22 protein-coding genes, 1 pseudogene and 1 riboswitch are annotated in these 23,946 nt (G+C 72.9%); of the genes and pseudogenes, 3 read left to right on the top strand and 20 right to left on the bottom strand.

Annotated features, from left to right (window positions below; translation table 11 throughout):
• Positions 1–10: 10 nt before the first annotated feature.
• From RYJ27_RS01405 to RYJ27_RS01365, 9 genes are all read right to left on the bottom strand, one after another.
• Positions 11–880, bottom strand: a complete 870-nt coding sequence (locus RYJ27_RS01405) for a hypothetical protein (protein ID WP_330171020.1) — start codon at positions 878–880, stop codon at positions 11–13.
• A complete protein-coding gene (locus tag RYJ27_RS01400; RefSeq protein WP_330171019.1) occupies positions 877–1,560 on the bottom strand; it encodes a response regulator transcription factor in 684 nt (227 codons plus the stop codon). The genes RYJ27_RS01405 and RYJ27_RS01400 overlap by 4 nt, the downstream gene beginning before the upstream one ends.
• Positions 1,548–2,882, bottom strand: coding sequence for a sensor histidine kinase (locus RYJ27_RS01395; RefSeq protein ID WP_330171018.1), 1,335 nt, complete (start codon positions 2,880–2,882; stop codon positions 1,548–1,550). Before RYJ27_RS01395 ends, RYJ27_RS01400 begins: the two co-directional genes overlap by 13 nt.
• 76 nt (positions 2,883–2,958) lie before the next feature.
• The gene (locus RYJ27_RS01390) at positions 2,959–4,119 is read right to left on the bottom strand and encodes a cytochrome b/b6 domain-containing protein (protein ID WP_330171017.1); all 1,161 of its coding nucleotides are present in this window, start codon (positions 4,117–4,119) and stop codon (positions 2,959–2,961) included.
• A gap of 290 nt (positions 4,120–4,409) precedes the next feature.
• Positions 4,410–5,588, bottom strand: a complete 1,179-nt coding sequence (locus tag RYJ27_RS01385; protein WP_330171016.1) for a thiolase family protein — start codon at positions 5,586–5,588, stop codon at positions 4,410–4,412.
• A 9-nt stretch (positions 5,589–5,597) separates the two neighbouring features.
• On the bottom strand, positions 5,598–6,719 hold the full coding sequence (locus RYJ27_RS01380) for a bifunctional 2-methylcitrate synthase/citrate synthase (protein ID WP_330171015.1): 1,122 nt from the start codon (positions 6,717–6,719) through the stop codon (positions 5,598–5,600).
• A gap of 37 nt (positions 6,720–6,756) precedes the next feature.
• On the bottom strand, positions 6,757–7,659 hold the full coding sequence (prpB, locus tag RYJ27_RS01375; RefSeq protein ID WP_330171014.1) for a methylisocitrate lyase: 903 nt from the start codon (positions 7,657–7,659) through the stop codon (positions 6,757–6,759).
• Positions 7,659–9,185 (bottom strand): MmgE/PrpD family protein, encoded by a 1,527-nt coding sequence (locus RYJ27_RS01370; protein ID WP_330171013.1) that lies wholly within the window; start codon positions 9,183–9,185, stop codon positions 7,659–7,661. Before RYJ27_RS01370 ends, prpB begins: the two co-directional genes overlap by 1 nt.
• Positions 9,182–9,826 (bottom strand): GntR family transcriptional regulator, encoded by a 645-nt coding sequence (locus tag RYJ27_RS01365; RefSeq protein ID WP_330171012.1) that lies wholly within the window; start codon positions 9,824–9,826, stop codon positions 9,182–9,184. Before RYJ27_RS01365 ends, RYJ27_RS01370 begins: the two co-directional genes overlap by 4 nt.
• A 132-nt stretch (positions 9,827–9,958) precedes the next feature.
• Here RYJ27_RS01365 and RYJ27_RS01360 point away from each other — a divergent pair.
• Positions 9,959–10,357 (top strand): annotated as a pseudogene (locus RYJ27_RS01360) (ATP-binding cassette domain-containing protein); the annotation flags it as partial.
• Between the two features lie 343 nt (positions 10,358–10,700).
• The gene (locus tag RYJ27_RS01355) at positions 10,701–11,213 is read left to right on the top strand and encodes a hypothetical protein (protein WP_330171011.1); all 513 of its coding nucleotides are present in this window, start codon (positions 10,701–10,703) and stop codon (positions 11,211–11,213) included.
• A 155-nt stretch (positions 11,214–11,368) separates the two neighbouring features.
• Here the strand turns inward: RYJ27_RS01355 and RYJ27_RS01350 are convergent, their stop codons facing one another.
• From RYJ27_RS01350 to RYJ27_RS01340, 3 genes are all read right to left on the bottom strand, one after another.
• Positions 11,369–13,321: an ABC1 kinase family protein gene (locus tag RYJ27_RS01350; protein WP_330171010.1), complete on the bottom strand. Its 1,953-nt coding sequence runs from the start codon at positions 13,319–13,321 to the stop codon at positions 11,369–11,371.
• Positions 13,322–13,439: 118 nt separating this feature from the next.
• Positions 13,440–14,453, bottom strand: coding sequence for an aldo/keto reductase family protein (locus RYJ27_RS01345; protein ID WP_330171009.1), 1,014 nt, complete (start codon positions 14,451–14,453; stop codon positions 13,440–13,442).
• 106 nt (positions 14,454–14,559) lie between these two features.
• On the bottom strand, positions 14,560–15,429 hold the full coding sequence (locus RYJ27_RS01340; protein WP_330171008.1) for an aldo/keto reductase: 870 nt from the start codon (positions 15,427–15,429) through the stop codon (positions 14,560–14,562).
• Between the two features lie 102 nt (positions 15,430–15,531).
• Here RYJ27_RS01340 and RYJ27_RS01335 point away from each other — a divergent pair, with 102 nt between their 5' ends.
• Positions 15,532–16,500 (top strand): LysR family transcriptional regulator, encoded by a 969-nt coding sequence (locus RYJ27_RS01335; protein WP_330171007.1) that lies wholly within the window; start codon positions 15,532–15,534, stop codon positions 16,498–16,500.
• Here the strand turns inward: RYJ27_RS01335 and rlmN are convergent.
• The 8 genes from rlmN to RYJ27_RS01295 form a co-directional block, all read right to left on the bottom strand.
• Positions 16,452–17,687 carry a dual-specificity RNA methyltransferase RlmN gene (gene rlmN, locus RYJ27_RS01330; RefSeq protein WP_330171006.1) on the bottom strand — a complete coding sequence of 412 codons (1,236 nt, stop codon included), beginning with the start codon at positions 17,685–17,687 and terminating at the stop codon, positions 16,452–16,454. The genes RYJ27_RS01335 and rlmN overlap by 49 nt on opposite strands.
• A 30-nt stretch (positions 17,688–17,717) precedes the next feature.
• Positions 17,718–18,212 (bottom strand): NUDIX hydrolase, encoded by a 495-nt coding sequence (locus RYJ27_RS01325; protein WP_330171005.1) that lies wholly within the window; start codon positions 18,210–18,212, stop codon positions 17,718–17,720.
• Positions 18,213–18,369: 157 nt separating this feature from the next.
• Positions 18,370–19,212, bottom strand: a complete 843-nt coding sequence (locus RYJ27_RS01320) for an SDR family oxidoreductase (RefSeq protein ID WP_330171004.1) — start codon at positions 19,210–19,212, stop codon at positions 18,370–18,372.
• The gene (locus tag RYJ27_RS01315) at positions 19,209–19,988 is read right to left on the bottom strand and encodes an enoyl-CoA hydratase/isomerase family protein (protein WP_330171003.1); all 780 of its coding nucleotides are present in this window, start codon (positions 19,986–19,988) and stop codon (positions 19,209–19,211) included. The genes RYJ27_RS01320 and RYJ27_RS01315 overlap by 4 nt, the downstream gene beginning before the upstream one ends.
• Positions 19,985–20,746: an SDR family NAD(P)-dependent oxidoreductase gene (locus tag RYJ27_RS01310; protein ID WP_330171002.1), complete on the bottom strand. Its 762-nt coding sequence runs from the start codon at positions 20,744–20,746 to the stop codon at positions 19,985–19,987. The genes RYJ27_RS01315 and RYJ27_RS01310 overlap by 4 nt, the downstream gene beginning before the upstream one ends.
• A gap of 124 nt (positions 20,747–20,870) precedes the next feature.
• Entirely contained in the window at positions 20,871–21,653 is a 783-nt protein-coding gene (locus tag RYJ27_RS01305) for an energy-coupling factor transporter transmembrane component T family protein (protein ID WP_330171944.1), read from the bottom strand.
• A gap of 38 nt (positions 21,654–21,691) precedes the next feature.
• The gene (locus tag RYJ27_RS01300) at positions 21,692–23,170 is read right to left on the bottom strand and encodes an ABC transporter ATP-binding protein (protein WP_330171001.1); all 1,479 of its coding nucleotides are present in this window, start codon (positions 23,168–23,170) and stop codon (positions 21,692–21,694) included.
• A 1-nt stretch (position 23,171) separates the two neighbouring features.
• The gene (locus tag RYJ27_RS01295; RefSeq protein WP_396663131.1) at positions 23,172–23,807 is read right to left on the bottom strand and encodes an ECF transporter S component; all 636 of its coding nucleotides are present in this window, start codon (positions 23,805–23,807) and stop codon (positions 23,172–23,174) included.
• Positions 23,801–23,909, bottom strand: a riboswitch (TPP riboswitch). Its footprint overlaps the gene before it by 7 nt.
• Between the last annotated feature and the right edge of the window lie 37 nt (positions 23,910–23,946).

The raw sequence follows: 23,946 nt of genomic DNA, 5'->3' as shown, positions 1-23,946 counted from the left end.
GCACCGCCGCTCAGTCGGCGCTGCGCAGGATCACCTGACCCGCGCTGACCGTCGCCTCGATCACCCGGGGTGACGCCGCGGCCGTCTCGAGGCGGTTGTCGAGCTCGCCGGCCGAGACCTCGGCTCGCACGTCGTAGGCGGCATCCGGCAGGGTGAGCTCGAGCGAGCCGGCGCTCACGTCGATGCCCACGGCATCCGGCGCGTCGCCGCGGAGCACCCCGACGAGCTGGCCCGCCGACACGGCCAGGTCCGCCCGCGAGACGCCGGAGAGGAGCAGGTCCGCGCGCCCCGCGCTCACGTCGGCGTCGACCTCGCGGGCCGACCCCTCGATGCGCATCGCGCCGGCCCCCATCTCCACGGACAGGTCGCCGTAGCGTCCCTGCGCGTCGAGGTCGCCGGCGGAGAGGGAGTACGTCGCGTCCAGCGTCGTCCGCTCCAGTGCGGCGGGGAGCGTGAGGACCGCGTGCCCGCTTCCGCCGAACAGCCAGCCCCCGAAGAGGGCGCGGGGCGAGTCGACGACGAGGGTGCCGGCATCGCGTTCGAGTCGCCACCGGTCGGCTCCGGCTCCGCTCGTGACCTCGAGGACGGCCTCGTCGACGTCGCCGAAGACGAGCTCGAACGAGCCGGCCGACACATCGACGTCGAGTTCGGTGATGCCAGCGGCATCCGCGGTGCGGCTGTCGGTGTGCACTGCGGCGGCGAAGACCGTCGAGAAGACGGCGGCGAGTGCGGCACCCGCGAGCACGAGGGTGCCGAGCACGATCGTGAGGATCGCGACGACCCGGGCCGCCGGACGCGACATGCGGGGCGGCTCCCCGGAGGGGCCGGGCGGCGGCGGGGTGGCCGGGGCGTTCGGCGGGGGCGTGAGCGTCGTGCTCATCGGGGTGCTCCTGTTCCAGTCTGCGGCGCGTGGCCGCCGTGTTCGAGATGGGCGAGGGCCGCGAGCACTCGCCGGTTTCCGGAGTCGTCCTGCTCGAGCTCGAGCTTGGCGAACACCGAGGTGATGTGCTTCTCGACGCTGCCCTCCGTGATGTGCAGCGTCTGGGCGATCGCCTGGTTGGACCGCCCCTCCGCGACGAGCGAGAGCACGGTCGACTCGCGGTCGGTGAGCCGGCGCATCTTCGCATCGAGCGGGCGGCGGCTCAGCAGCTGGGCGACGACCTCCGGGTCGAACACGGTGGCCCCGCCGCCGATGCGGGCGACGGTCTCGACGAACTCCGCGACATCCGCCACCCGGTCCTTCAGCAGGTACCCGAGCGCGCCGCCCTTGCCCGCGATGAGGTCGCTGGCGTACCGCTCCTCGACGTACTGCGAGAGGACGAGCACGGCGAGGTCGGGGCGCGCGGCGCGCAGGCGCAGCGCGGCACGCACGCCCTCGTCGGTGAAGGTCGGCGGCAGGCGCACGTCGAGGATGCAGAGGTCGGGGGAAGACTCGGCCACCGCCGCGGCGAGACCGGCCGCGTCGGGCAGCGCGGCGACGATCTCGTGCCCCGCGTCCTCGAGCAGGCGGATCAGGCCCTCGCGCAGGAGGACGGAGTCCTCGCAGATCAGGATGCGCACGGAATGCTCACCTCCACCGTCGTGGGTCCGCCCGCGGGGCTGTCCAGACGGAACTGCCCGCCCGCCGCCAGCACTCGATTGGCGATGCCGTCGAGCCCGCCGCCCGGGACGACCCGGGCGCCGCCGATGCCGTTGTCCTCGACGCGGGCCCAGAGAATCCCGCCCTCGCGTTCCCGCACGAGCACACGGCACTCGCTGCCCCGCGAGTGCTTCGCGGCGTTGGTGAGCGCCTCCGCGATGCAGAAGTACGCGGCGGCCTCGGCCGTGCGGCTGCAGCGTGCGCCCAGGCGGACATCGAGCGTCACCGGCACGTGCGACCTGGCGGCCAGCGCCGACAGCGCGGCATCCAGTCCCCGGTCGTCGAGCACCGAGGCGTGGATGCCGCGGGCCAGCTGGCGCAGCTCGGTGATGGCCGCCTTCGTCGAGGTGTGCGCCTCGGCGATGAGCTCCTTCGCGGCCGCCGGGTCGGTCTCGACCTTCTGCTGCGCCAGCCCCAGCGTCATTCCGACCGACACCAGTCGAGGCTGGACGCCGTCGTGCAGGTCGCGCTCGATGCGCGTGCGCTCCACCTCGGCGGCGCGCACGGCCCCGGCCCGCTGCACGTTCGACGTGCGCGCCGCCTCGGCGAGTTGCGCCTCCCGGGAGGGGACCATGATCGCGCGGGAGATGACCCCGTGCAGGATGCCGAGGCCCACGAGGGCGGCCGCGCTCACGACCGTGGCGAGCAGGCCGCCCGGGATCGCCCACGCGGCACCGATCTCGATGCCGGTCCCCGCCAGGCGCACGGCGCCGCCTCCCGCGAACAGCGGCGAGAACGCCAGCACGAGTCCCGACACGAGCATGCTCGCCAGCGGCAGCACGATGAGACCGAGCACCGTCGCGATGGCGGAGTTCGCGACGCCCCGCCACATGCCGGGGTCGATGAACTGCAGCCACACCGTGTGGAGGAAGCCGCCGAAGCCGGGCTTGGCGCTGCGGCGCGGTCGCCGGGCGGGAAGCCCGAAGTCGTACAGGCCGTCGACGCGGGCGGTCTCGAGCCACCCGAGTGCGAAGAGCGCATAGACGAAGGCGAGGAGGAAGACGAGGCCGAGACCCAGCACCAGGATGAGGCTCGCGCCGATGCTGAGGAGCGACACCAGGATCGTGAAGACGATCGGGCCGACGATTCCGAGCGCGGCGAGCTGCGCGATCGCGCCGGCGACCCGGAGCGGGCGGAAGATCCCGTCGCGCGCGGGGCGGGCGGCGGGCGCGGGGCCCGGCGCCGCGTCGGCGTGCGGCGGCACGGCCTCGACTCGGGGAGAGGGGGACACGGGAGTGGACATGGCTCCACGCTAGGACGGCCGCCCCGCCCGCGCGCCGGGGTCAGCCGGAGAAGATGGGGAGGGTTATCCCCCGCCCTCACCGTCCCTTGACCGTGCCGAAGAGCTTCGCGATGGGGGCGAGCACCACCGGGCGGGCCGCGATCCAGCCGGCCACGATGACCGCGGTCGAGGCCACGAAGATCCAGAAGCCCACGGTGTTCACCGCGTCCGTGCCGCCGTACATGTGGTTGAGATTGCGCAGCGCCCCCGTCGCGAGCACGAGCGCGACGTGCACGACGGTGAACGCGACGAAGTAGAGCATGACCGGGAAGTGCAGCGCCCGCGCCCACTCGACGGGGTACAGGCGGCTGAGCGTCGCGGCGTTCTTCGGCCACACGCCCGACAGGCGCACACCGGTGACGACGGCCAGCGGCGCCGCGACGAAGACCGTCGTGAAGTAGGCCAGCTGCTGCAGCGAGTTGTAGTTGACCCAGCCGTTCTCGGTCGGCCAGTTCAGCGACGCGTACTGCAGCGCCGCCGAGAGCGCGTTGGGGAAGACCTCCCAGCTCGTCGGGACGATGCGCGCCCAGTGCCCCGTGGCGAAGAGCAGGACGACGAAGACGACCCCGTTCACGATCCAGAGGATGTCGAGCGCCTGGTGGAACCAGAGGGCGAGGCTGATGCGGCGCTTGCGGTTGCCCCGCGGGGACCAGAACACCGCCGGACGCTTCTCCGTGCGCACCTGGAGCCCCGTGCGGATGATCAGCACGATGAGGAAGGCGTTGAAGAAGTGCTGCCACTGCACCCACGCGGGGAAGCCGGGCGCGGTGCCCGCGGGAAGGGGGTACTCGCCCGGGAAGGCGGCGAGGAACGCGCGCACGCCGTCGAGGCTCACGAGGAACCGCGCCGCCGCCACGACCATCCCGGACGCGAACACGAGCGCGACCCCGCCGAGCAGGAGCCCGATCGCCCACTGGGCTCGGGTCAGGCCGCGCATGCGGACCGGCTCCTCCCGCGGCGCCTTCGCGGGACGGATGGCGGCGGCGCCCGCCCACGCCGTGCGGGTGAAGGGGAGCGGCCGATCGAGATCGGCCCGGGGTGCCGGCGATGCGTCTCGCGAGTCGTCGCCGGCGGCCGACGGGGCCGCGGGGGCGTCGTCCTCGGGGGACGGGATCGGCTCGGTCGTGGCGGGGAGCGCGGCATCCGGCCATGGCTCGTCGCCGGGCGTGCGCGGCAGGCCGCGTCGCAGATAGGTCACGCCGCCCGGCTCTTCCGCGCCTCGAGCGAGGACGCACGATCCCCGCACGTATCGGGGACACCCTTGACCGGGACGATGATCCTCATGCCGCTCCTCCGCCCCGACGAGTCTATTCCGGGCCGGCGCACGCCCGCGTCACCCCCACCCCCGCCCGGATCACGGTGCTCCCCTGTCGCAACCCGCTCCCCGACGGCACCCGCGCGCGCGGTTCGTGACAGGCGAGCGCCGGCGGGCGGAGCGCCGGCGGGCGGGGCGGCGCGGGCGGAGCGCCGGCGGGCGCGGGGGCGGCGCTAGAGGCGCTCGATGATCGTCGCGTTCGCGAGCCCGCCGCCCTCGCACATGGTCTGCAGGCCGAAACGGCCGCCGTCGTGCTCGAGGCGCGCCAGGAGCGTGCCGAGCAGGCGCGTGCCCGACGACCCGAGGGCGTGGCCGAGCGCGATCGCACCTCCCCAGGCGTTCGTGCGCCCGGCATCCGCCCCGAGCTCGCGGAGCCACACCAGCGGCACCGACGCGAACGCCTCGTTCACCTCGAACGCGTCGATGTCGTCGATCGAGAGTCCTGCCCGGTCGAGGACGCGCCGGGTCGCGGGGATCGGCCCCGTCAGCATCATGAGCGGGTCGTCGCCGACGACCGCGAAGGCGTGGAAGCGGGCGCGGGGCCGCAGGCCCAGCGCCGCCGCGACGTCCTCCCCCATGATCAGCACGGCGGAGGCACCGTCGGTCAGCGGTGAGGACGATCCGGCCGTGATGCGCCAGTCGAGGTCGGGGAAGCGCTCGGCCATCGCATCGGTGCGGAACGCCGGTCCGAGCGCGCGGAGACCCTCGACGGTCGTCGCGGGGCGGATGGTCTCGTCCGCGGTCACGGGGCCCTCGGGCGCGGGAACGGGGACGATCTGGCCGTCGAAGAGGCCGCGGGCCGCGGCATCCACCGCCCGGGCGTGGGATGCCGCGGCATACGCGTCGAGCGCGTCGCGATCGAGCCCCCAGCGGGCCGGGATCAGCTCGGCCGAGACACCCTGGTTCACGAGGCCGTCGGGGTAGCGCCCGCGCATCGCGGGCGAGATCGGCGAACCGCTCGACGTGGACGACCCGAGGGGCACGCGGCTCATCGACTCGACACCGCCCGCGATGACGATGTCGTAGGCGCCCGCCATCACCCCCTGCGCGGCGAAGTGCGCCGCCTGCTGGCTCGATCCGCACTGCCGGTCGATGCTCGTCGCCGGCACCGTCTCGGGAAACCCGGCCGCGAGCACCGCCCGCCGGGCGACGTTCATGCCCTGCTCCCCCACCTGGCTCACGCACCCGAGGATCACGTCGTCGACCCGGCCGGGTTCGAGGCCGTTGCGCTCGAGCAGCGCTCGCAGCGTCAGCGCGGCGAGGTCGACGGGGTGGATGCCGCTGAGCGCGCCCCCGGGCTTGCCGCGCCCCGAGGGGGTGCGCACGGCATCGATGATGACGGCTGATCGCATGCGTTCAGGCTACGCGCCGGGGACCTGGCGCTCGTCGGGTCCGACGTATTCCGAGAGCGGCCGGATGAGGGCGTTGGACGCCGCCTGCTCCATGATGTGCGCGGTCCACCCCGTCACCCGCGCCGCGACGAACAGCGGCGTGAACAGCTCCGTGTCGAACCCCATGAGGCGGTAGGCGGGCCCGGAGGGGTAGTCCAGGTTCGGGTGGATGCCCTTGCGCGCGACGAAGTGCGCCTCGAGCGCGTCGTAGAGCGCGGCGAGCTCTTGCGCGCCGTAGTGCTCCACGAGCGTGTCGAGCGCCGCCTTCATCGTGGGCACGCGCGAGTCGCCGCTCTTGTAGACGCGGTGCCCGAAGCCCATGATCTTGCGCTTGGTCGCCAGCGCCTCGTCCAGCCACGCCTCGACCGCGGCGGCTTCGCCGATCTCGTCGAAGACATGCATGACGGCCTCGTTGGCGCCGCCGTGCAGCGGCCCCTTGAGCGCACCGATCGCACCGACGACCGCGGAGTGCAGGTCGGCCATCGTCGATGTGATGACGCGCGCCGTGAAGGTCGAGGCGTTGAAGGAGTGCTCGGCGTACAGGATCATCGACACGTCGAAAGCCCTGGCGACGACCTCGTGGGGCTCCTCGCCGAAGGTCATCCACAGGAAGTTGCGGGAGTAGTCGAGGTCCTCCCGCGGCTCGATCGGATCCCTTCCCCACCGACGCCGCTGGTCGTAGGCGATCGCGGCGGGCAGCGCCGCGAAGAGGCGCACGCTCTTGCGCAGATCCGCCTCGGGCGAGGAATCGGATGCCTCGGCATCCCGCGCGCCGAGCACCGACACCGCCGTGCGGACGACGTCCATCGGGTGCGCCGACACGGGGGTCAGGTCGATGGCGGCCTTCACGGCGGGATCGAGCGCACGGTGCGCCCGCTCCTCGGCGCGGAAGGCCCGCAGCTGCTCGGGCGAGGGAAGCTCGCCGTGCCACAGCAGGTACGCGACCGCCTCGAACGGCTGCGTCGCCGCGAGCTGCTGCACGGGGTACCCGCGGTAGAGCAGGCTGTTCGTCTCGGGATTGACCTTACTGATCGCCGTCGTGTCGACGACGACCCCCGCGAGGCCCTTTCTGATCTCTGTCGTGTCGGTCATGCCTGCTCCCTCGCTGGGCAATCGGTCCCTCGGAAGCTCAGCGCCCGGGGATGTCGAAGTCGAAGACGTTCTGATCGAACCGGCCGTAGCCGGCGTAGTCGATGAGGTCGTACAGGTCGGCGCGGTGCTGCATCTCCCCCAGCCTGCCCGAGAGACGGCCCTCGGCCAACAGCTCGTCGAGGCCCCGCTCGGCCGCTCCCATCGCCAGTCGCAGCAGCGATACCGGCCAGATGACGATGTTCACCCCGACATCCCGAAGCTGCTCGACGCCGAAGAGCTCGCTCTTGCCGAACTCGGTCATGTTCGCCAGCATCGGCACGTCGATCGCGGCGCGCATCGCGGCGAACTCCTCGAGCGAGCGCATCGCCTCGGGGAAGATCGCGTCGGCCCCGGCATCCACGAGCGCGCGGGCGCGGTCGATCGCGGCGTCGAGGCCGTCGACGGAGCGGACGTCCGTGCGCGCCATGACGAGCAAGTTCGGGTCGCGCCGGGCCTCGACGGCCGCGCGCACCCGCTTCAGTGCCGTCGCCTCGTCGACGACCGCCTTCCCGTCAAGGTGGCCGCAGCGCTTGGGGTTGACCTGGTCCTCGATGTGGAGGCCGGCGAGGCCCGCGTCCTCGATCGCCTGCACGGTGCGCGCGACGTTCATCGGCTCGCCGAACCCCGTGTCGGCGTCGATGAGGGCGGGCAGCTCGGTCATCGCGGCGATCTGCTGGCCGCGCGCGGCGACCTCCGTCAGCGTCGTGAGACCGATGTCGGGCAACCCGAGATCGGCCGACAGCACGGCGCCCGAGACGTAGACCCCCTCGAATCCCTTCCGCTCGATCAGCCGCGCGGAGAGCGGATTGAACGCGCCGGGCAGGCGAAGGAGCTCGCCCGATGCGAGGCGCTCCCGGAAGAGGCGTCGCTTCTCGGATGCCGGGGTCTGCGCGTACAGCATCAGAACAGCCCCTTCGGCGCCGGCGCCCCCGCCAGGACCCCGGGTCTGGCCGTGATCGTCAGGCGGGCGAGCTCCTCCGCCGACAGCTCCGGAAGCCGCTCCGCGAGGGCGAGGAATCGCTCGATCTCCCGCGGCTCCAGCACGGGCTCCGCGAGGAGGCGGAACTTGGCGATGTAGTCGGGCCTCGCGAACGGACGGGCGCCGAGCGGGTGGGCGTCCGCCACCGCGATCTCGTCCTCGATGACCGAGCCGTCGGTCAGGGTGATGACCACCCGTCCGCCGAACGCCTTCTCCGCGGGGTCGCTCGAGTGGTAGCGGCGGGTCCATTCCCCGTCCTCCGCCGTCGTGATCTTGTGCCAGAGCGCGACGGTGTCGGGGCGGCCCGCCCGCTCGGGGGTGTAGGAGTCGACGTGATGCCACCCGCCGTCCTGCAGCGCGACGGCGAAGATGTACGGGATCGAGTGGTCGAGCGTCTCGCGGGATGCCGCCGGGTCGTACTTCTGCGGGTCGTTCGCGCCCGAGCCGATCACGTAGTGGGTGTGGTGCGAGGTGTGCAGCACGATCGACGCGACGTTCTCGGGGTCGATCGCCGCGGGCGCCGAGGCGTGCAGCCTCCGGGCCAGATCGATCCACGCCTGCGCCTGATACTCGGCGGAGTGCTCCTTCGTGTAGGAGTCGAGGATCGCGCGCTTGGTCTCGCCGGGCCCCGGCAGGGGCACCTCGTAGGCGGCGCCGGGTCCGTCCAGCATCCAGGCGATCACGCCGTCCTCGCCCTCGTAGATGGGCGAGGGCGACGTCTCGCCGCGCATCGCCCGATCGACGGCCTCGACCGCCATCTTGCCCGCGAAGGCGGGCGCGTGCGCCTTCCACGACGAGATCTCGCCCTTGCGCGACTGCCGCGTCGCGGTGGTGGTGTGCAGGGCCTGCCCGACGGCCTGGTAGACCGTCTCGGCCGGAAGGCCCAGCAGGGTTCCGATCCCGGCCGCGGCGGACGGGCCGAGGTGTGCGACGTGGTCGATCTTGTGCTTGTGCAGGCAGATGGCGCGCACCAGGTCGATCTGGATCTCGTAGCCGGTGGCAAGCGCCCGCACGAGCGCCCGGCCGTCGGCGCCGACATGCTGCGCGACCGCGAGGATCGGGGGGATGTTGTCGCCAGGGTGCGAGTAGTCGGCGGCGAGGAAGGTGTCGTGGTAGTCGAGCTCGCGCACGGCGACCCCGTTCGCCCACGCCGCCCACTCGGGCGAGGTGCGCCGGCCGGGATCGACTCCGAACACGCTCGCCCCGCGCCCCCCGATCGAGACGGGGTGATCCAGTGCCTGCGACCTGGCGGCGGACACCGGTGCGCGCGTGAGCGAGGCCGCCGCGACCGCCGCGTTGTCGATGACGCGGTTGATGATCATGTCGACGACGTCGGCGTCGACATCGACCGGGTCGGTCGCGACCTCGGCGATGCGCCACGCCAGCTGTCCTTCCCGCGCGAGGTTCTCGTCGCTGCGGTGCACGCGGAGGTGGTGGGTGATCGTCATGGGGTGCCTTCCGGAAGCGAATCGAGGATGCTGTCGAGCGCGTTGTGCAGGTGCACGTGCGTGGCGTGGGCCGCCAGGTCGGCGTCGCGGTCGGCGAGCGCGCGGGCGATGAGCCGATGCTCGCCGACGGATGCCGCGAGCCGGTCGGGTTTGTCCCGGGCGAGCCGTCGCACCCGCACGAGATGGGTCCGCACGGTGCGCAGCGCCTGGGTCATGTAGTCGTTGCCGACGGCGGCGTCCACGGCCGCGTCGAAACGCGCGATCACGCCGTAGTACGCATCCCGCCCGGGATCTCCGTGCAGCGCTCGGCCGGCATCGGCGAACTCCCGCTCGAGGGCGGCGAACGCCGCCGCGTCCCCGCGCACCGCGGCGATCCGGGCGGCGCTCTCCTCGAGGGCGCGGCGCAGCTCGAACAGGGCGCGGATGTCGGCGGCGTCGATGTCGGCGACGACCGTCACGCGCGGCGACTGCTGCACCACCAGCCCGTCGGCGACGAGCCGCCCCAGGGCCGTGCGCAGCGGCGTGCGGCTCACCCCGAGCCGCGCGGACTGCTCCACCTCGCCGAGCACCGCCCCGGCGGGGAGGGCGCCGCTCTGGATCTCCTCGAGCAGGGTCGCGTACGCACGCTCGCTCTGACGCACGGCATCCCTCTCCGAATCGGTCTATGTATACATAAGTCAACCACAGGTCCGGCGAGCCCGCCTCGAATCCGCATTGCGCATACAGGAGCAGCGCTCTTCCCTGCGCCGGGCGGCGGGCGTAGCGTGCCGTCCATGCCACCTGTCATCCTCACCCGCAGGCTGGAGAAGCGCTACGGGCGCACGCGGGCCCTCGACGGGCTCGACCTCGACGTCTCCGCCGGCGACATCCACGGCTTCCTCGGGCCCAACGGCGCGGGCAAGTCGACGACGATCCGCATCCTCCTCGGCCTCGCACGGGCATCCGGCGGCACGGCATCCGTCTTCGGAGCCGACCCGTGGCGCGCGGCGGTCTCGCTGCACCGCCGGATCGCGTACGTGCCGGGCGACGTGAGCCTCTGGCCGAACCTCAGCGGGGGCGAGGCGATCGACCTCCTCGCGCGGCTGCGCGGCGTGCCCCGCAACGACCCCGCCTACGCGGCGGAGAGGACCCGCCTGATCGACGAGTTCGCACTCGACCCCCGCAAGAAGGGCCTCGTCGGTGCCGCGGCGCTCGTGCAGGCGCGGCGCGACGTCGGCGAGGGCGCACTGGCCGAGCGCGCGGGTCGCGCCCATGCGGGTCGCGTGCTGTCGTCGATGCCGGGGCTCGTCTGGCGGCTGAGCGCGGGCTCCATCCTCGCCTGGGCGGTCGGCGCGGCGGTGGTGGGCGCGCTGTCCGCGACACTCGGCAGCCTCGTGGCGCAGGTGGGCGCCGACAACCGCAGATCGCCGCGATCCTCGAGCGACTCGCCGCCGAGGGGTCGATCGACCAGGGGGTGCTCGTCACCTTCTTCGTCATGTCGGGGTTCTCGCGGCGTGCTTCGGCGTGCAGACGATCGTGCGCGCACGACAGGAGGAGGTGCACGGCACCGCGGAGGCGACCCTCGCGACCCCCGTGGCGCGGGCCGCCTGGCTCCGCGCCTTCCGCTCCGTCGCGGGTGCAGGCATCCTCCTCGTCTGCGCGGCCGCGGTCGGCGGCGCATGCCTCGCGCTCGCGATCACGGGGGGCTCTTCGAGCCTGGCCTCCGACGCCCTCGTCACGGGGACGGGGCAGGCGGTGGCGGCGAGCGTCTTCGTCGTCGCCGCCGCGCTGGTGTTCGTCATCCTGCCCCGCGCGACGATCCTCGTCGGCTGGGGGATCGTCGTCGCGGCCGCGGCGCTCGCCCTGTTCGGGACGATCTTCGGGCTGCCGACCGAGGTCGTCGCGATCTCTCCGTTCGCCGCGACGCCCGTCCCGGGGCACGACGACGTCGACCCCAACGGCCTGTGGTGGATGCTGCCCGCCGCCGCCGCGGGGGCTGCGGCATCCCTCGCCCTCATGCGCCGGCGCGAGCTCGCCGCGGGCGGCTGACACCGCACCGATCCGGCCAGCTTCGCGGACAACATTCCGGCGAGACGCATGCCGGGGGCGGCCGTGGGCCGCCGAGCACGGGAACCGGGCGCATCCTTCCGGAATGTTGTCCGCCCGGACCGCCGGCGCGAGCTCGCCGCGGGCGGCTGACCGCGTCAGCGCCGACGCAGCGCCCCGCGCAGCGCCCGCAGCAGCAGCAGCAACCCACCGAGGCCCATGACGCTGCCCAGGAACCCGAACGCGGGCACGTCGCCCGTGAGGCGGGGTCCGCCGTCGTCGACCGTGAGCAGGATGCCGGAGATCACGAGCGTCACGCCCACGATCGTGGACGACACCCGCCCCACGATCGAATCGACCCATGCGCGCTCCTCGCCTCCCTCGAACGCGCGCAGGCGCACCGAGAACGTGCCGTCCTCGATCGACCGGGTGACCGACTCGACGCGACGCGGCATCCGCCTCGCCTGCTCGAGCATGAGGGCCGACCAGGTCTGGGCCGTGAGCGCGGCGCTGCGCGGCGAGAGGAGCGACAGCGCGACGCGCGGGGCGACCTCCAGGGCCCGCGAGACCATGTCGTAGCCCGGGACGAGCTTGCGCAGCGTCCCCTCGAGGGACGCGAGCGTGCGGAACACCAGCAGCAACGACGGCGGCAGCGCCATCCGATTGCGCCGGAGCACGTCCAGCAGCAGCCGGAAGACGTTCTCGTCGGCGCGGGCGCTGCGCAGGCGGGTGAGGATGACGCCGATGTCGCGCTGCAGCGCGGCCACGTCCCCGCCGTCTGCGGGCGGACCGCACATCAGCAGGGCCACGTCGGTCACCGCGACGTCGTCCTCGTTCGCCATCGCGATGAGCATCGGCAGCAGCAGCCGGCGCATGCTCGCCTCGAGCACGCCGACGGCGCCGAAGTCGATCAGGGTGACCGTGCCGTCCTCGCCGAGGATGAGGTTGCCGGGGTGGAGGTCGGCGTGGAAGACGCCGCGCACGGCGATCTGGTCGACGATCGCGTCCAGGAGCGCGTCGGCGATGCGAGCCGCGTCCTCGGGCGCGAGCGCCGCGTCGCCGAGGCGGCTGAACGGCGTGCCGACCACCCGCTCCTGCACCAGCAGCTGCGGCGTCGAGTAGTCGCCGTACACGGTCGGGACCCGGAGGAGGTGCGTGCCGGACGCGGCGATCGCCGCCCGCAGCATGTCGGTGTTGGCCGCCTCGATGCGGTAGTCGAGCTCCTCGCGCAGCGCCCGGGAGAACTCGCTCGCGAGGGCCAGGGCGCCGTAGTCCTTCGCCCAGTCGGTGCGACGCTCGGCCTCGGCGGCGAGGCGCTCGAGGATGTCGAGGTCGGTCGTGACCTGCGCCCGCGCCCGGGGCCGCTGGATCTTGACCACGACCTCTTCGCCGCCGGCGAGCCGAGCGGTGTGCACCTGGGCGACGGATGCCGCGGCCAGCGGCACCGGGTCGATCCGCTCGAACACCTCCTCGATCGGGCGGTGCAGCTGTGCCTGGATGGCGGCGCGCGCCTCGTCCCAGGGGATCGGGGTGGAGTCCATCTGGAGAGTCGAGAACGCCTCGATGAGGCGGGGCGGGAGCACGTCCTCGCGGGAGGAGAGCACCTGCCCCAGCTTGACGAACGTGACGCCGGCGTCGTTCATCGCCGAGACGAGCGCGCGGGGCAGCTCGTCCTCGCCGCCGCGGCGCCGGCTCTCGTAGAAGCCGAGCCCGTGCCGCGACCCGATCGCCAGGATCTGCGCGTAGCGCCTGGCCCGGTCGCGACGGCGGATCGCGTCGCGGATGACCCGCAGCGGGTTCGGCATGCGCCGCGAGGGCGAGAGGAACTCCAGCGTGAGCATGACGACCACGACGACGACGAAGATCCAGCCGACCGTCAGGGCGAGGAAGGCGATCGCGATGCCGTCGTCGACGACGACGCGTCCGTCCGAGACGACGTCCGCCTCGGTGAGCGACCATTCCGCGACGGGCCAGGCGACGAGGAAGACCACGAGCGAGACGAGGAGTGCGCGCAGCCACCCGACCGCGACATCCAGCAGCAGGCGCACGGCCCAGGCCGAGACGACGGCGAAGGCGGTCGCGGCGAGCGAGACGATGACCCAGTGCGGCATGCGCCGATTCTGTCAGGCGGGCGCGCCGGCGCCGGCGTCACACACGCCACGCGCCCCCGCTCGCCGTCCGGGACGGATGGCGAGCGGGGGCGCGTGGGGGGCGGGAAGCCGTCTCGTGTCAGACCAGACGGGCCTTCGGGGAGGTCTCGTACGTCGCCTCGGGGTCGTCCTCCACGACGCCCGCGAGCGCGGTGTCGATCGCGGCGAGGGTGTCGGCATCGAGCGTCACGCCCGACGCCTTCACCGTGTCGGCCAGCTGCTCGGGCCGCGACGCGCCGACGAGGGCCGCCGCGACGTTCGGGTTCTGCAGCACCCACGCGATCGCCAGCTGCGGCATCGTGAGGCCCGCCTCCTGCGCGATCGGCTTCAGCTTCTGCACCGCGGTCAGCACCTCGTCGCGCAGCAGGCGCTTGATGAAATCGGCGCCGCTCTTCTCGTCGGTCGCGCGCGATCCGGCGGGTAGCGGCTGACCGGGCAGGTACTTGCCCGAGAGCACGCCCTGCGCCATCGGCGACCAGACGATCTGCGAGATCCCGAGCTCCTCCGACGCGGGAACGACCTTGCCCTCGATCGCACGCCAGAGCATCGAGTACTGCGGCTGGTTCGAGATCAGCTGGATGCCGAGGTCCTTCGCCAGGGCGTGACCCTCGCGAAGCTGCTCGGCCGTCCACTCCGAGACGCCGATGTAGAGCACCTTGCCCTGACGCACGAGGTCGGCGAAGGCCTGGAAGGTCTCCTCCAGCGGCGTCTCGTAGTCGAAGCGGTGCGCCTGGTAAAGGTCGATGTAGTCGGTGCCGAGGCGGGTGAGCGACCCGTTCACCGAGTCCATGATGTGCTTGCGCGAGAGGCCGGTGTCGTTCGGGCCCATCGGGCCGGTCGGGAAGTAGACCTTCGTGAAGATCTCCAGCGACTCGCGTCGCTGCCCCTTGAGCGCCTCGCCCAGCACGACCTCCGCGCCGGTGTTGGCGTACGTGTCGGCCGTGTCGAACGTCGTGATCCCGGCATCGAGCGCCGCGTGGACCGTGGCGATGGCGGCCTCGTTCTCGACCTGCGAGGCGTGCGTCACCCAGTTGCCGTAGGTGATCTCCGAGACCTTGAATCCGGAGTTGCCGAGGTAGCGGTAGTTGACCATGTGTCTTCCTGTCCTGTCTGTGTCGACGCGGGTCGGGGCACGCGGTGGCCCGCGGCGCGGAACCGCTCGTAGCCCTACGGGCGGGTGGAGGGGATGCGCCGAGCGATCACGCTTCCGTGTCGCTCGACAGCGCGGCGATCTCGTCCGCCGTCAGCTCGAGCTCGGCCGCCCGCACGGAGTCTTGGATGCTCGCGGGCCGCGAGGCACCGGGGATCGGGATGACGTTCGGCGCGAGCGCGAGCTCCCACGCGAGCGCGATCTGCTGGGGACTGACCCCGCGCTCGTCCGCCACGCGCTGGAACGCATCGTGGTTCTCGCCCACGGCGCTGGCGCGCGAGATGCCTCCCAGGGGCGACCAGGGAAGGAAGGCGATGCCGAGCGAGGCGCAGTGCTCCAGCTCGGGCAGACTCGAGCGGAACGCCGGCGAGAACTGGTTCTGCACCGAGGCGAGCCGGCCGCCCAGCACCTCGCGGGCCTCGTCGATCTGGGCGACGTCGGCGTTCGAGATGCCCGCCATGCGGATGACGCCCGCATCGAGCAGCTCGCGCAGCGCGCCGACCGACTCGGCGTAGGGCACCTCCGGGTCGGGGCGGTGGAACTGGTAGAGCCCGATCGCCTCTACCCCGAGGCGGGATGCCGAGGCCTTCGCGGCCTCGACGATGTACTCGGGGCGGCCGTTGAGGGTCCACGACCCGTCGCCCGGTCGCAGGTGTCCGCCCTTGGTGGCGACGAGGACGTCCGACGTGTCGCCGCCGTAGCTGCGCAGCGCCCGGGCGATGAGCTCCTCGTTGTGGCCGACCTCGTTCGCGTCGCGATGGTAGGCGTCCGCCGTGTCGATGAGCGTCACGCCCGCGTCGAGCGCGGCGTGGATGGTGGCGATCGATCGCTCCTCGTCGGGGCGGCCCTCGATCGACATCGGCATTCCGCCGAGCCCGATGGCGCTGACCGAGACGTCTGCGATTCTTCTCTGCTGCACAGCACTTCCTTACGTCGTCGACTGTTGCGTCTCCACGCTAGGAGGGCTCAACCTAGAAGTCCAACAACTGTGTATTCTTCCATTCAGAAGTAGAGGTGATAAATGGACCTGCGGCAGATGGAGTACCTCGTGACGCTCGCCGAGGAACAGCAGTTCACCCGGGCCGCGGCCGTGTGCGGCGTGTCCCAGTCCGGCCTGTCGGCGGCGATCCGCAGCCTCGAGGAGGAGTTCGGCACGAGCCTGTTCACCCGCACCACCAGGCGCGTCGTCGCGACGGACGCCGGGCGCGCGCTGCTGCCCTTCGCGCGCGAGATGCTCACGCAGGCGGCGGCGGGCCGCGACGCCGTCGTGCGCGCGACGCGGCAGCTCTCCGGGCGCCTGCGGGTGGGCGCCGAGCAGTGCCTCGGGGTCGTGGATGTGCCTCCCCTGCTCGAGCGCTTCCACCGGCGATACCCGCTGGTCGACATCCATTTCGTCCAGGCGGGCTCGCACGAGCTCGCCGCGCAGGTGCGCGGGGGAGACCTCGACGTCGCCTTCGTGGCGACGACCGACCACCTCGCGTCGATGAGCCCCGCCGAGCTGGGGCGGCGCCAGCTCGTGCTCCTCGTCCCGCCGTCCGACCCGCTCGCCGGGTCCGCGCGCGTGGAGTGGGCGCAGCTGCGCGAGCGCGACTTCATCGACTTCCGGGAATCGTGGGGGGTGCGCACGCTCACCGACGCCGCCTTCGCCGCCCACGGCATCCCCCGGCGCGTCCCCTGCACGGTCGACGACATCCACACGCTGCTGGACCTCATCCACCGGGGCCTCGGGATCGCGCTCGTGCCGCAGCACGTCGCCGCGAAGCCGCAGGCATCGGGCCTGGTCACCGTGGCGCTGCCCCCCGACGAGACGCCCGTCTGGATCGTCTCCGCGATCGCCTCGACGACGGCGGAGCCGGCGGCGCTGCGCCTGCTCGAGATCCTCGACCTCGACGCCCAGGCGTGCGGCGTCGCCTGCGAGGAGCAGGAGGCGGATGCCGAGGCTCAGGCGCCCGCAGCGGCCCTCTCGTCGTCGGCCGTCGCGACCAGCTGACCGCACGCGCCGTCGATCTCCTTGCCGCGCGTGTCGCGCAGGGTGGTCGGGATGCCGGCGGCGTTGAGCCGGCGCACGAACTCGTTCTGCACGTCGCGGTCCGACGCGGTCCAGATCGACCCGGGGGTCGGGTTCAGCGGGATCGGGTTGACGTGCACCCAGCCGCGGCCCCGCGCGTTGAGCTTCTCCGCGAGCAGGTCGGCGCGCCAGCCGTGGTCGTTCATGTCCTTGATGAGGGCGTACTCGATCGAGACGCGGCGGCCCGTGCGCTCGAAGTAGCCGCGCGCGGCATCCAGCGCCTCGTCAACCTTCCAGCGCGAGTTGACCGGGATGAGCTCGTCTCGAAGCGTGTCGTCGGGGGCGTGCAGCGAGAGCGCGAACGTGACGGGAATGTCCTCGTTCGCAAGCTTCGTGATCGCCGGCACGAGACCCACCGTCGAGACGGTGATGCCGCGGGCGCTCATGCCGAGCCCCTCGGGCTGCTTCGCGACCATGACCCGCACGGCCTGCATGACCCGCGCGTAGTTCGCGAGGGGCTCGCCCATGCCCATGAAGACGATGTTCGACACGCGCTCGAGCGAATGGTCGGTGCTCTTCTTCCCGCCCAGCTCCCCCGCGGCGATGACGGCGTTCGCGCGGACGATCTGGTCGACGATCTCGGCCGCCGACATGTTGCGCGTGAGCCCCGCCTGGCCCGTCGCGCAGAACGGGCAGTTCATGCCGCACCCGGCCTGGCTCGACACGCACAGCGTGATGCGGCCCGGGTAGCGCATGAGCACGGACTCCACGAGCGCGCCGTCGTGCAGCTTCCACAGGAACTTGATGGTGTCGCCGCCGTCGGTCTGCAGCCGGCGCACCTCGGTCAGCAGGGGCGGGAGCAGACCCCCCACGAGCTCCTCGCGGCCCGCGGCCGGCAGGTCCGTCATGGCGGCGGGGTCCGAGGTGTAGCGCGAGAAGTAGTGCGCCGCGATCTGCTTGGCCCGGAAGCCGGGCAGCCCGAGCTCGGTCACCTTCGCCACCCGCTCGGCGGGCGTCATGTCCGCCAGGTGCACGGGGGGCTTGCCGCGCTTGGGCGAGGCGAACTGCAGCAGGGGCCGGCCTTCGGCATCCTTCTTCTGCGACCACCCCTCCGTCGCAGGGCGCACCTGACGCGGTCTCGTCGTGCGCACGGGAGGGGTGTCGGTCATGGTTACCAGGGTAGCCGCGCGACCCGGACGTCAGGGGGTCGAGGCCGCGGCCAGCAGCCGTTCGAGCGCCTCGAGCGCCGGCCGCTGTCCCTTCACGAGCAGGTCCGTCGCCTCCCGGGCATCGACCCAGCGCGCGTCGTCGACCTCGGGGAAGGACCGGGTGCGGCCGGAGCGCGGCGGCCACTCCATCTCGAACTCGCCGAAGGCGAGCCCTCCAGGGTCGAAGCCGGAGCCGTCGGCGACGAACACGACGACACGCTTGCCGGATGAGTACGCGAACGTCCCCAGCTCGGCGTACGCCGTGGCCGGGGGGTCGACACCGAGCTCCTCCGCGAACTCGCGCCGCGCGGCATCCAGCGCAGGCTCGGCGTCGGGGTCGTATTCGCCCTTGGGGATGCTCCAGGCGCCCTGCTTCTTCCGCTCCCAGTAGGGGCCGCCCATGTGCGCGATGAAGACCTCGAGGAGGTCAGACCGACCGGGCTCCGCGAAGCGGTACAGGAGGATTCCCGCGCTCATCGTCGGCATTCGGCGATGGTATCCGCCGCACGCGCGACAACACTCCGGAGACATCCCGCCCCGCGCACCGGGCCGGCCCGTCTTTTCGCGGCAGGCGTGCGCCGCGACCTGCGTTCCTCCGGAATGTTGTCGCGGTGAGCAGCCGCACGCACGGCCGGCGGGGTCGTCAGTCCAGGAAGATGTCGGGGTAGAGCCGCTCGTCGGGGGTGCCCGGAACCGCCGCGTACCGCGCGAGGTCGGTGACGCCGGCCTCGGCGAGCACGTCCTCGACGATGAGCTGCCGCCCCGTGGCGGAGTCCGCCGGTCGCGTGATGACCTCGTACGCGGCGTCGGCGTAGATCTGGGGCGTGCGGCTGGCCGCCATGACGCGGTCGCCGCCGAGGAGGTTCTGCACGGCGGCGGTCGCGATCGTCGTGCGGGGCCAGAGGGTGTTGGCGGCGATGCCGTCGCCCGCGAACTCGGCCGCGAGCCCCAGCGTGACCATCGTCATCCCGAACTTCGCGAGCGAGTACCCCGTGTGCGCGCCGAGCCACCGCGGGGTGGGGTTCAGCGGCGGGGAGAGGGAGAGGATGTGAGGGTTCTCGCTCTCGCGCAGGATCGGCACGGCGGCCCGACTGAGCATGAACGTGCCGCGTACGTTGACGTCCTGCATGAGGTCGTACTTCTTCGCCGAGAGCTCCAGCGAGCCCGACAGGTCGATCACGCTCGCGTTGTTCACGACGACGTCGATGCCGCCGAACTCCCCCTGCGTCATCAGCACGGCCTGCGTGATGTCGTCGTCGTCGCGCACGTCGCCCACGATCGGCAGGGCGTTGCCCCCCGCGGCGCGGATCTGCTCGGCCGCCGAGTGCACCGTGCCCTCGAGCTTCGGATGAGGCGCGTCGGTCTTCGCCAGCAACGCGATATTGGCGCCGTCTGCGGCGGCGCGCAGCGCGATCGCGAGGCCGATGCCGCGACTGCCCCCCGACATGAGGATGGTGCGGCCGGCCAGGGGGGCGGAGTCGGTCATCGAGGATCCTTCCGTGCGGATGCCGCGGCGAACGCCGCGATGCGTGCGGCCGCCTCGGGGGTGTCGAAGGCCGCGCCGATCGTGCGGGCCTCCTCGTCGAGCTGGCCCGCGAACGAGCGCGTGGGCCGGGAACGGATGAGACGCTTCGCCTGCCCGTACGCCGCGGTCGCGCCCTCGAGCCACGAGCGTGCGACCGCCTCGGCGCGCGCGGCGACCCCGTCGGGCGGCGCGACCTCGGCGACGAGCCCCCACGCGAGCGCCTCGTCGGCCGACAGCATCCGATCGCTCAGCACCAGCTGCAGGGCGCGGCGCTCGCCCACGGCGCGCGCGAGCTGCGCCGAGACCGACAGGTCGGGCGTGAGGCCGACGCCCGCGTACCGGCTGCCGATCCTCGAGTCGGCGGCCGCGACGGCGTAGTCGCTCGCGAGCAGGATGCCGAGGCCCCCGCCCGCCGTCGTGCCGTGCGCCGCCGCGACGACCGGCACCGACGACTCCACGAGCGCCCGGATGCCACGGTGGATGATGTGGGCGAGCGCCGCGATGCCCTCGCCCGAGCCGACCGTGCTCGACATCGCCACGACGTCGCCGCCGGCGCAGAAGGCGGGGCCCGCGGCATCCACGAGGATCGCGCCGACGTCGTCGGAGGACGTCGCCTCGACCGTGGCGCGCTCCCACGCGTGGGCCATCTCCTCGTCGAAGGCGTTGAGCCGGGCGGGCCGGTTCAGCGTGATGCGCGCGAGGCCGTCCGCGATCGCGAGGCGGATCGTCTCGCTCATCGCGGTGCCATCCGGATCGCGCCGTCGAGGCGGATCGTCTCGCCGTTGAGGTAGCCGTTCGAGACGATGTGCTGCACGAGGGCGGCGTACTCGTCGGGCCGGCCGAGCCTCGGGGGGAAGGGCACCTGTCCGCCGAGGGAGTCCTGCGCCGCCTGCGGCAGGCCCTTCAGCATCGGCGTCTCCATGATGCCCGGCGCGATCGTGACGACCCGGATGCCGTGGCGGGCGAGCTCCCGCGCGATCGGCAGCGTCATCGCGTGCACACCGCCCTTGCTCGCCGCGTATGCCGGCTGTCCGATCTGGCCGTCGAACGCGGCGACGCTCGCGGTGCTGACGATGACGCCGCGCTCCCCGTCGGGGCTCGCCTCGTTGACCGCCATGGCGGCGGCGGCCTGCGCGATGACGTTGTAGGTGCCGACGAGGTTGATGCGCACGACCCGCTCGAAGTCGGCGAGCGAGCCCGGGTTCCCGTCGCGGTCCAGCACCTTCGCGGGCGGCGCGATCCCGGCGCAGTTCACGACGACGCGCAGGGGCGCGAGGGCGGATGCCTCGGCGACCGCGGCGCGCACCTGCTCCTCGTTCGTGACGTCGGCCGGCGCGAAGACCCCGCCGAGCTCCGCGGCGACCTCGTCTCCGGCGGCGCCGGGCAGGTCGAGGATCGTGACGACGTAGCCGTCGGCGGCGAGGCGCCTCGCGGTCGCGAGCCCGAGCCCGCTGGCGCCGCCCGTGACGAGCGCGCCGGATCTGCCTTCGTGCATCGGTTCTCCTTCGAACGAACTCGCCGTGAGCTCTCGCTCGGCATCCTGTTCCAGGGTACGCGGAACCGGGTCCCATGCGCACGGACGGCGAGCGGGACGACGGCCCTGCTCGGTCGCCGCCCCGTCAGACTCCGAGCACGAATCTCCAGGAACCCGTGGCGACGGCCGTCGTGATCGCGATCGCCGAGATCGCGGCACCCGCGATCACGAGTCCCGTGTCGGCGGCGCCCCAGCGGGACTCGCGCGCGAACGTCCGCGCTCCGTCGGTACCGAAGCCCCGCGCCTCCATCGCCGTGGCGAGCTTCGTGCCGCGCCGGATGGCCAGCACGAAGAGCGCGAACACCATGCCGAGCAGGCGGCGCACCCGCCCCTCGTCCGCGACGCCGCGGGCCCGGCGGGCGAGGGTCAGCGCCCGCCAGTCGTCGGCGAGGAGCCCCAGCAGCCGCATCCCGGCGAGCGCGCCGAGCACGAACCGAGCGGGGAGCCGCACGATCTGCGCGAGACCGTCGGCGAGGTCGGTGGGGTCGACCGTGATGAAGAGCACGACGCCGGGCAGGGCGATCGCGAGCACGCGGAAGAAGGTCGCCAGCGCCAGATCGAGCGATCCGTCGCTGATCCTCACGACGAACCATTCCGCGTAGACGGTTCCGGCGGGCGAGCCGTAGAGGGCGATCGTCACGGCCGTCAGCGGCGCCGCGACCCAGATCGGGAGGGTGCGCACCCAGAACTCACGCCACCGCACGCCCGAGAACACGAGCAGGATGCTCGAGAGCGCGAGCGAGACGGCGGCCGAGACCCAGTCGATCGTGAGGACGAGCGGCAGCGCGATCAGCAGCGCCGCCGCGAGCTTGGCCACGGGATTGCGCGCCGCCAGCACGCCGGCCCCGCGCGGGGCCGGGGCCTGCAGCGACCCGGCGGAGGCCGGCGGCGAATCGGCGCGGGCGCTCACGCCGCCGCCGCCCGATCCTGCGCGGGAAGGGCGAGCCGCCGCGCGCGCAGCGCTCGCAGGACGTGCTCGTCGTGCGTGACGGCCACGATCCCCGCTCCCTCGTCGCGCAGCCGCGCGATGAGGGCCACGAGCTCGGCCCACGTCACGGCATCCTGGCCAAAGGTCGGCTCGTCGAGTACGAGGACGCGGGGGCGGGTCGCGAGCATCGCACCGACCGTCAGGCGCCGCTTCTCGCCACCCGAGAGCGTATACGGGTTCGCCTCCGCCAGCGTCTCCAGGCGCAGGCGCGCCAGCAGCTCGTCGACGCGGACCTGCACCTCGGCCTCGGGCAGGCGCAGCGCGCGGGGGCCCACCTCGAGCTCGGCCCGCACGCTCGTGCGCAGCAGCTGGTGCTCGGGATCCTGCAGCACCGTGCCGATGCGGGTGAGCAAACCCCGAGCGGGCCACGAGACGGGCGCCGCGCCGAGGCCCCCCGCAAGCGACGCGGATGCCGCGACCTCGCCGCCCTCGGGCGGCAGCAGCCCCGCGAGGGTGAGGCCCAGGGTCGATTTGCCGGCCCCGTTCGGCCCCGTCACGCCCAGCACCTCGCCCGCCCGCACGTCGATCGAGAGCGGACCGGCGACCGGGCGGCCGCGCTGGCGCCCCACTCGCACGTCGCGTCCGGAGAGCAGCACCTCCCCCGGCTCGGCCGCGGGCGGCGCGGGATGCCGCGGGGGGACATCCGGAACCCACACGCCTCCCGCTGCGAGGGCGGGCCCGTGCGCGCCCAGGACCGCATCGGGCGAGCCGTCGGCGATCACACCCTCCCGCCCCAGCACGATCACGCGGCCGACGAGCGGAAGCCACGCGTCGATCCGATGCTCGACCACGACCAGCGTCGCCGCGCTGCGCTCGAGGGAGCGTGCCACGGCATCCCTCACCTCGGCGACGCCCGCGGGGTCGAGGTTGGCCGTCGGCTCATCGAGCAGCAGCAGGCCCGGCCGCATCGCGAGCGCCCCCGCGAGCGCGAGCCGCTGCTTCTGTCCGCCCGAGAGCGCCGACGTGGATCGATCCAGCGGCACATCGAGACCCACGGCATCCAGCGCCTCGCCGACCCGCGTCCAGATCTCGGGACGCGGCACGCCGAGGTTCTCGCAGCCGAATGCGACATCGTCGCCGACCCTCGCGAGGATCGCCTGGCTGTCCGGGTCCTGCAGCACCATCCCGGCGCGGCCGCGCGCGTGCGCGGCGGGGACGCCGTCGAGGGTGAGCGACCCGGTCGTGTCGCCCTCGTCGTCGCCGCCGAGCACGCCCGCGAGCGCGTGCAGGAGGGTCGACTTGCCCGCACCCGACGCCCCGAGCAGCAGCACCCGCTCCCCGGGCTCGATGCGCAGATCGATCCCGGAGAGCGCCCATGCGTGGCGCGATGCATAGCGCCACCCCCAGCCCGCCGCCGTCACGGCGACGGGGCGGGGCGGGGCGGGTGCTGCGCCCATGTCAGACGCGGCGGGTCACCTCGCGGCCCGACGCGAACCGGTTCAGGGCCCCCGTCGCCGCGAGGCCCCGGGCGATCAGCCACGATCCGAGGCCCGCGATCACCGCGCCCGAGATCGTCGTCGCGAGGATGTAGACGATCGTGAACGTCGCGTCGGCGCCGGCGTACCAGAGGAGGCGGTCGTTGATTCCGCACGCGAGGCCCGCGCCGGCGCCGGCGAGCATCGCCACCGGGAGGCGCCAGACGGCGTAGGCGAAGAGGAGGAAGACGATCTCGGCGCCGAGACCCTGCACGAGCCCCGACACGATCGTGAGCGGCCCCCACTGGTTGCCGACGAGCGCCGAGATGACGGCGGCGAGCAGCTCGGTGTACAGCGCGGCGCCGGGCTTGCGGACGATGAGGGCGCCGAGCACGCCCGCGACGAGCCAGGGGCCCGCGAGCAATCCCTGCAGGCCCGGCAGCAGCGGCGAGAGCAACTCGCTCGGCCCGAGGTACGCGACGTTCCACACGAGGAACAGCGCCGCGCAGGCGACGGCGATGACGCTGGCGACGACGATGTCGACGACGCGCCACCGCCAGACGATCCCCGCGAATCCGCGGGGGCGAGAAGGGGCGGATGAAGACGTGGACGTGCTCAAGATGTTCTCCTTCCTGCGCTGGCATGACCCAGATCAGGTTCGACGGTCGAAGCGTGGACGCTTCCTCTCAGCCCGGCACACCGGACTCCCGTGGTTGACAGGGGCGAGTATAGCCCCACGCCCCGTTGTACGTTAGGCC

The sequence above is a fragment of the Microbacterium limosum genome (assembly GCF_036324365.1).
Lineage (GTDB): Bacteria > Actinomycetota > Actinomycetes > Actinomycetales > Microbacteriaceae > Microbacterium > Microbacterium limosum.
The sequence above is the reverse complement of the archived record's forward strand: the minus strand, read 5'-3'. Positions and strand labels throughout refer to the sequence as shown.

Excerpts from the sequence above, each read along its gene's own strand:
- RYJ27_RS01405 (WP_330171020.1), bottom strand. The coding sequence starts at position 880 with ATGAGCACGACGCTCACGCCCCCGCCGAACGCCCCGGCCACCCCGCCG.
- RYJ27_RS01395 (WP_330171018.1), bottom strand. The coding sequence starts at position 2,882 with ATGTCCACTCCCGTGTCCCCCTCTCCCCGAGTCGAGGCCGTGCCGCCG.
- RYJ27_RS01385 (WP_330171016.1), bottom strand. The coding sequence starts at position 5,588 with ATGCGATCAGCCGTCATCATCGATGCCGTGCGCACCCCCTCGGGGCGC.
- RYJ27_RS01380 (WP_330171015.1), bottom strand. The coding sequence starts at position 6,719 with ATGACCGACACGACAGAGATCAGAAAGGGCCTCGCGGGGGTCGTCGTC.
- prpB (WP_330171014.1), bottom strand. The coding sequence starts at position 7,659 with ATGCTGTACGCGCAGACCCCGGCATCCGAGAAGCGACGCCTCTTCCGG.
- RYJ27_RS01370 (WP_330171013.1), bottom strand. The coding sequence starts at position 9,185 with ATGACGATCACCCACCACCTCCGCGTGCACCGCAGCGACGAGAACCTC.
- RYJ27_RS01350 (WP_330171010.1), bottom strand. The coding sequence starts at position 13,321 with ATGCCGCACTGGGTCATCGTCTCGCTCGCCGCGACCGCCTTCGCCGTC.
- RYJ27_RS01345 (WP_330171009.1), bottom strand. The coding sequence starts at position 14,453 with ATGGTCAACTACCGCTACCTCGGCAACTCCGGATTCAAGGTCTCGGAG.
- RYJ27_RS01335 (WP_330171007.1), top strand. The coding sequence starts at position 15,532 with ATGGACCTGCGGCAGATGGAGTACCTCGTGACGCTCGCCGAGGAACAG.
- rlmN (WP_330171006.1), bottom strand. The coding sequence starts at position 17,687 with ATGACCGACACCCCTCCCGTGCGCACGACGAGACCGCGTCAGGTGCGC.
- RYJ27_RS01325 (WP_330171005.1), bottom strand. The coding sequence starts at position 18,212 with ATGCCGACGATGAGCGCGGGAATCCTCCTGTACCGCTTCGCGGAGCCC.
- RYJ27_RS01320 (WP_330171004.1), bottom strand. The coding sequence starts at position 19,212 with ATGACCGACTCCGCCCCCCTGGCCGGCCGCACCATCCTCATGTCGGGG.
- RYJ27_RS01315 (WP_330171003.1), bottom strand. The coding sequence starts at position 19,988 with ATGAGCGAGACGATCCGCCTCGCGATCGCGGACGGCCTCGCGCGCATC.
- RYJ27_RS01310 (WP_330171002.1), bottom strand. The coding sequence starts at position 20,746 with ATGCACGAAGGCAGATCCGGCGCGCTCGTCACGGGCGGCGCCAGCGGG.
- RYJ27_RS01300 (WP_330171001.1), bottom strand. The coding sequence starts at position 23,170 with ATGGGCGCAGCACCCGCCCCGCCCCGCCCCGTCGCCGTGACGGCGGCG.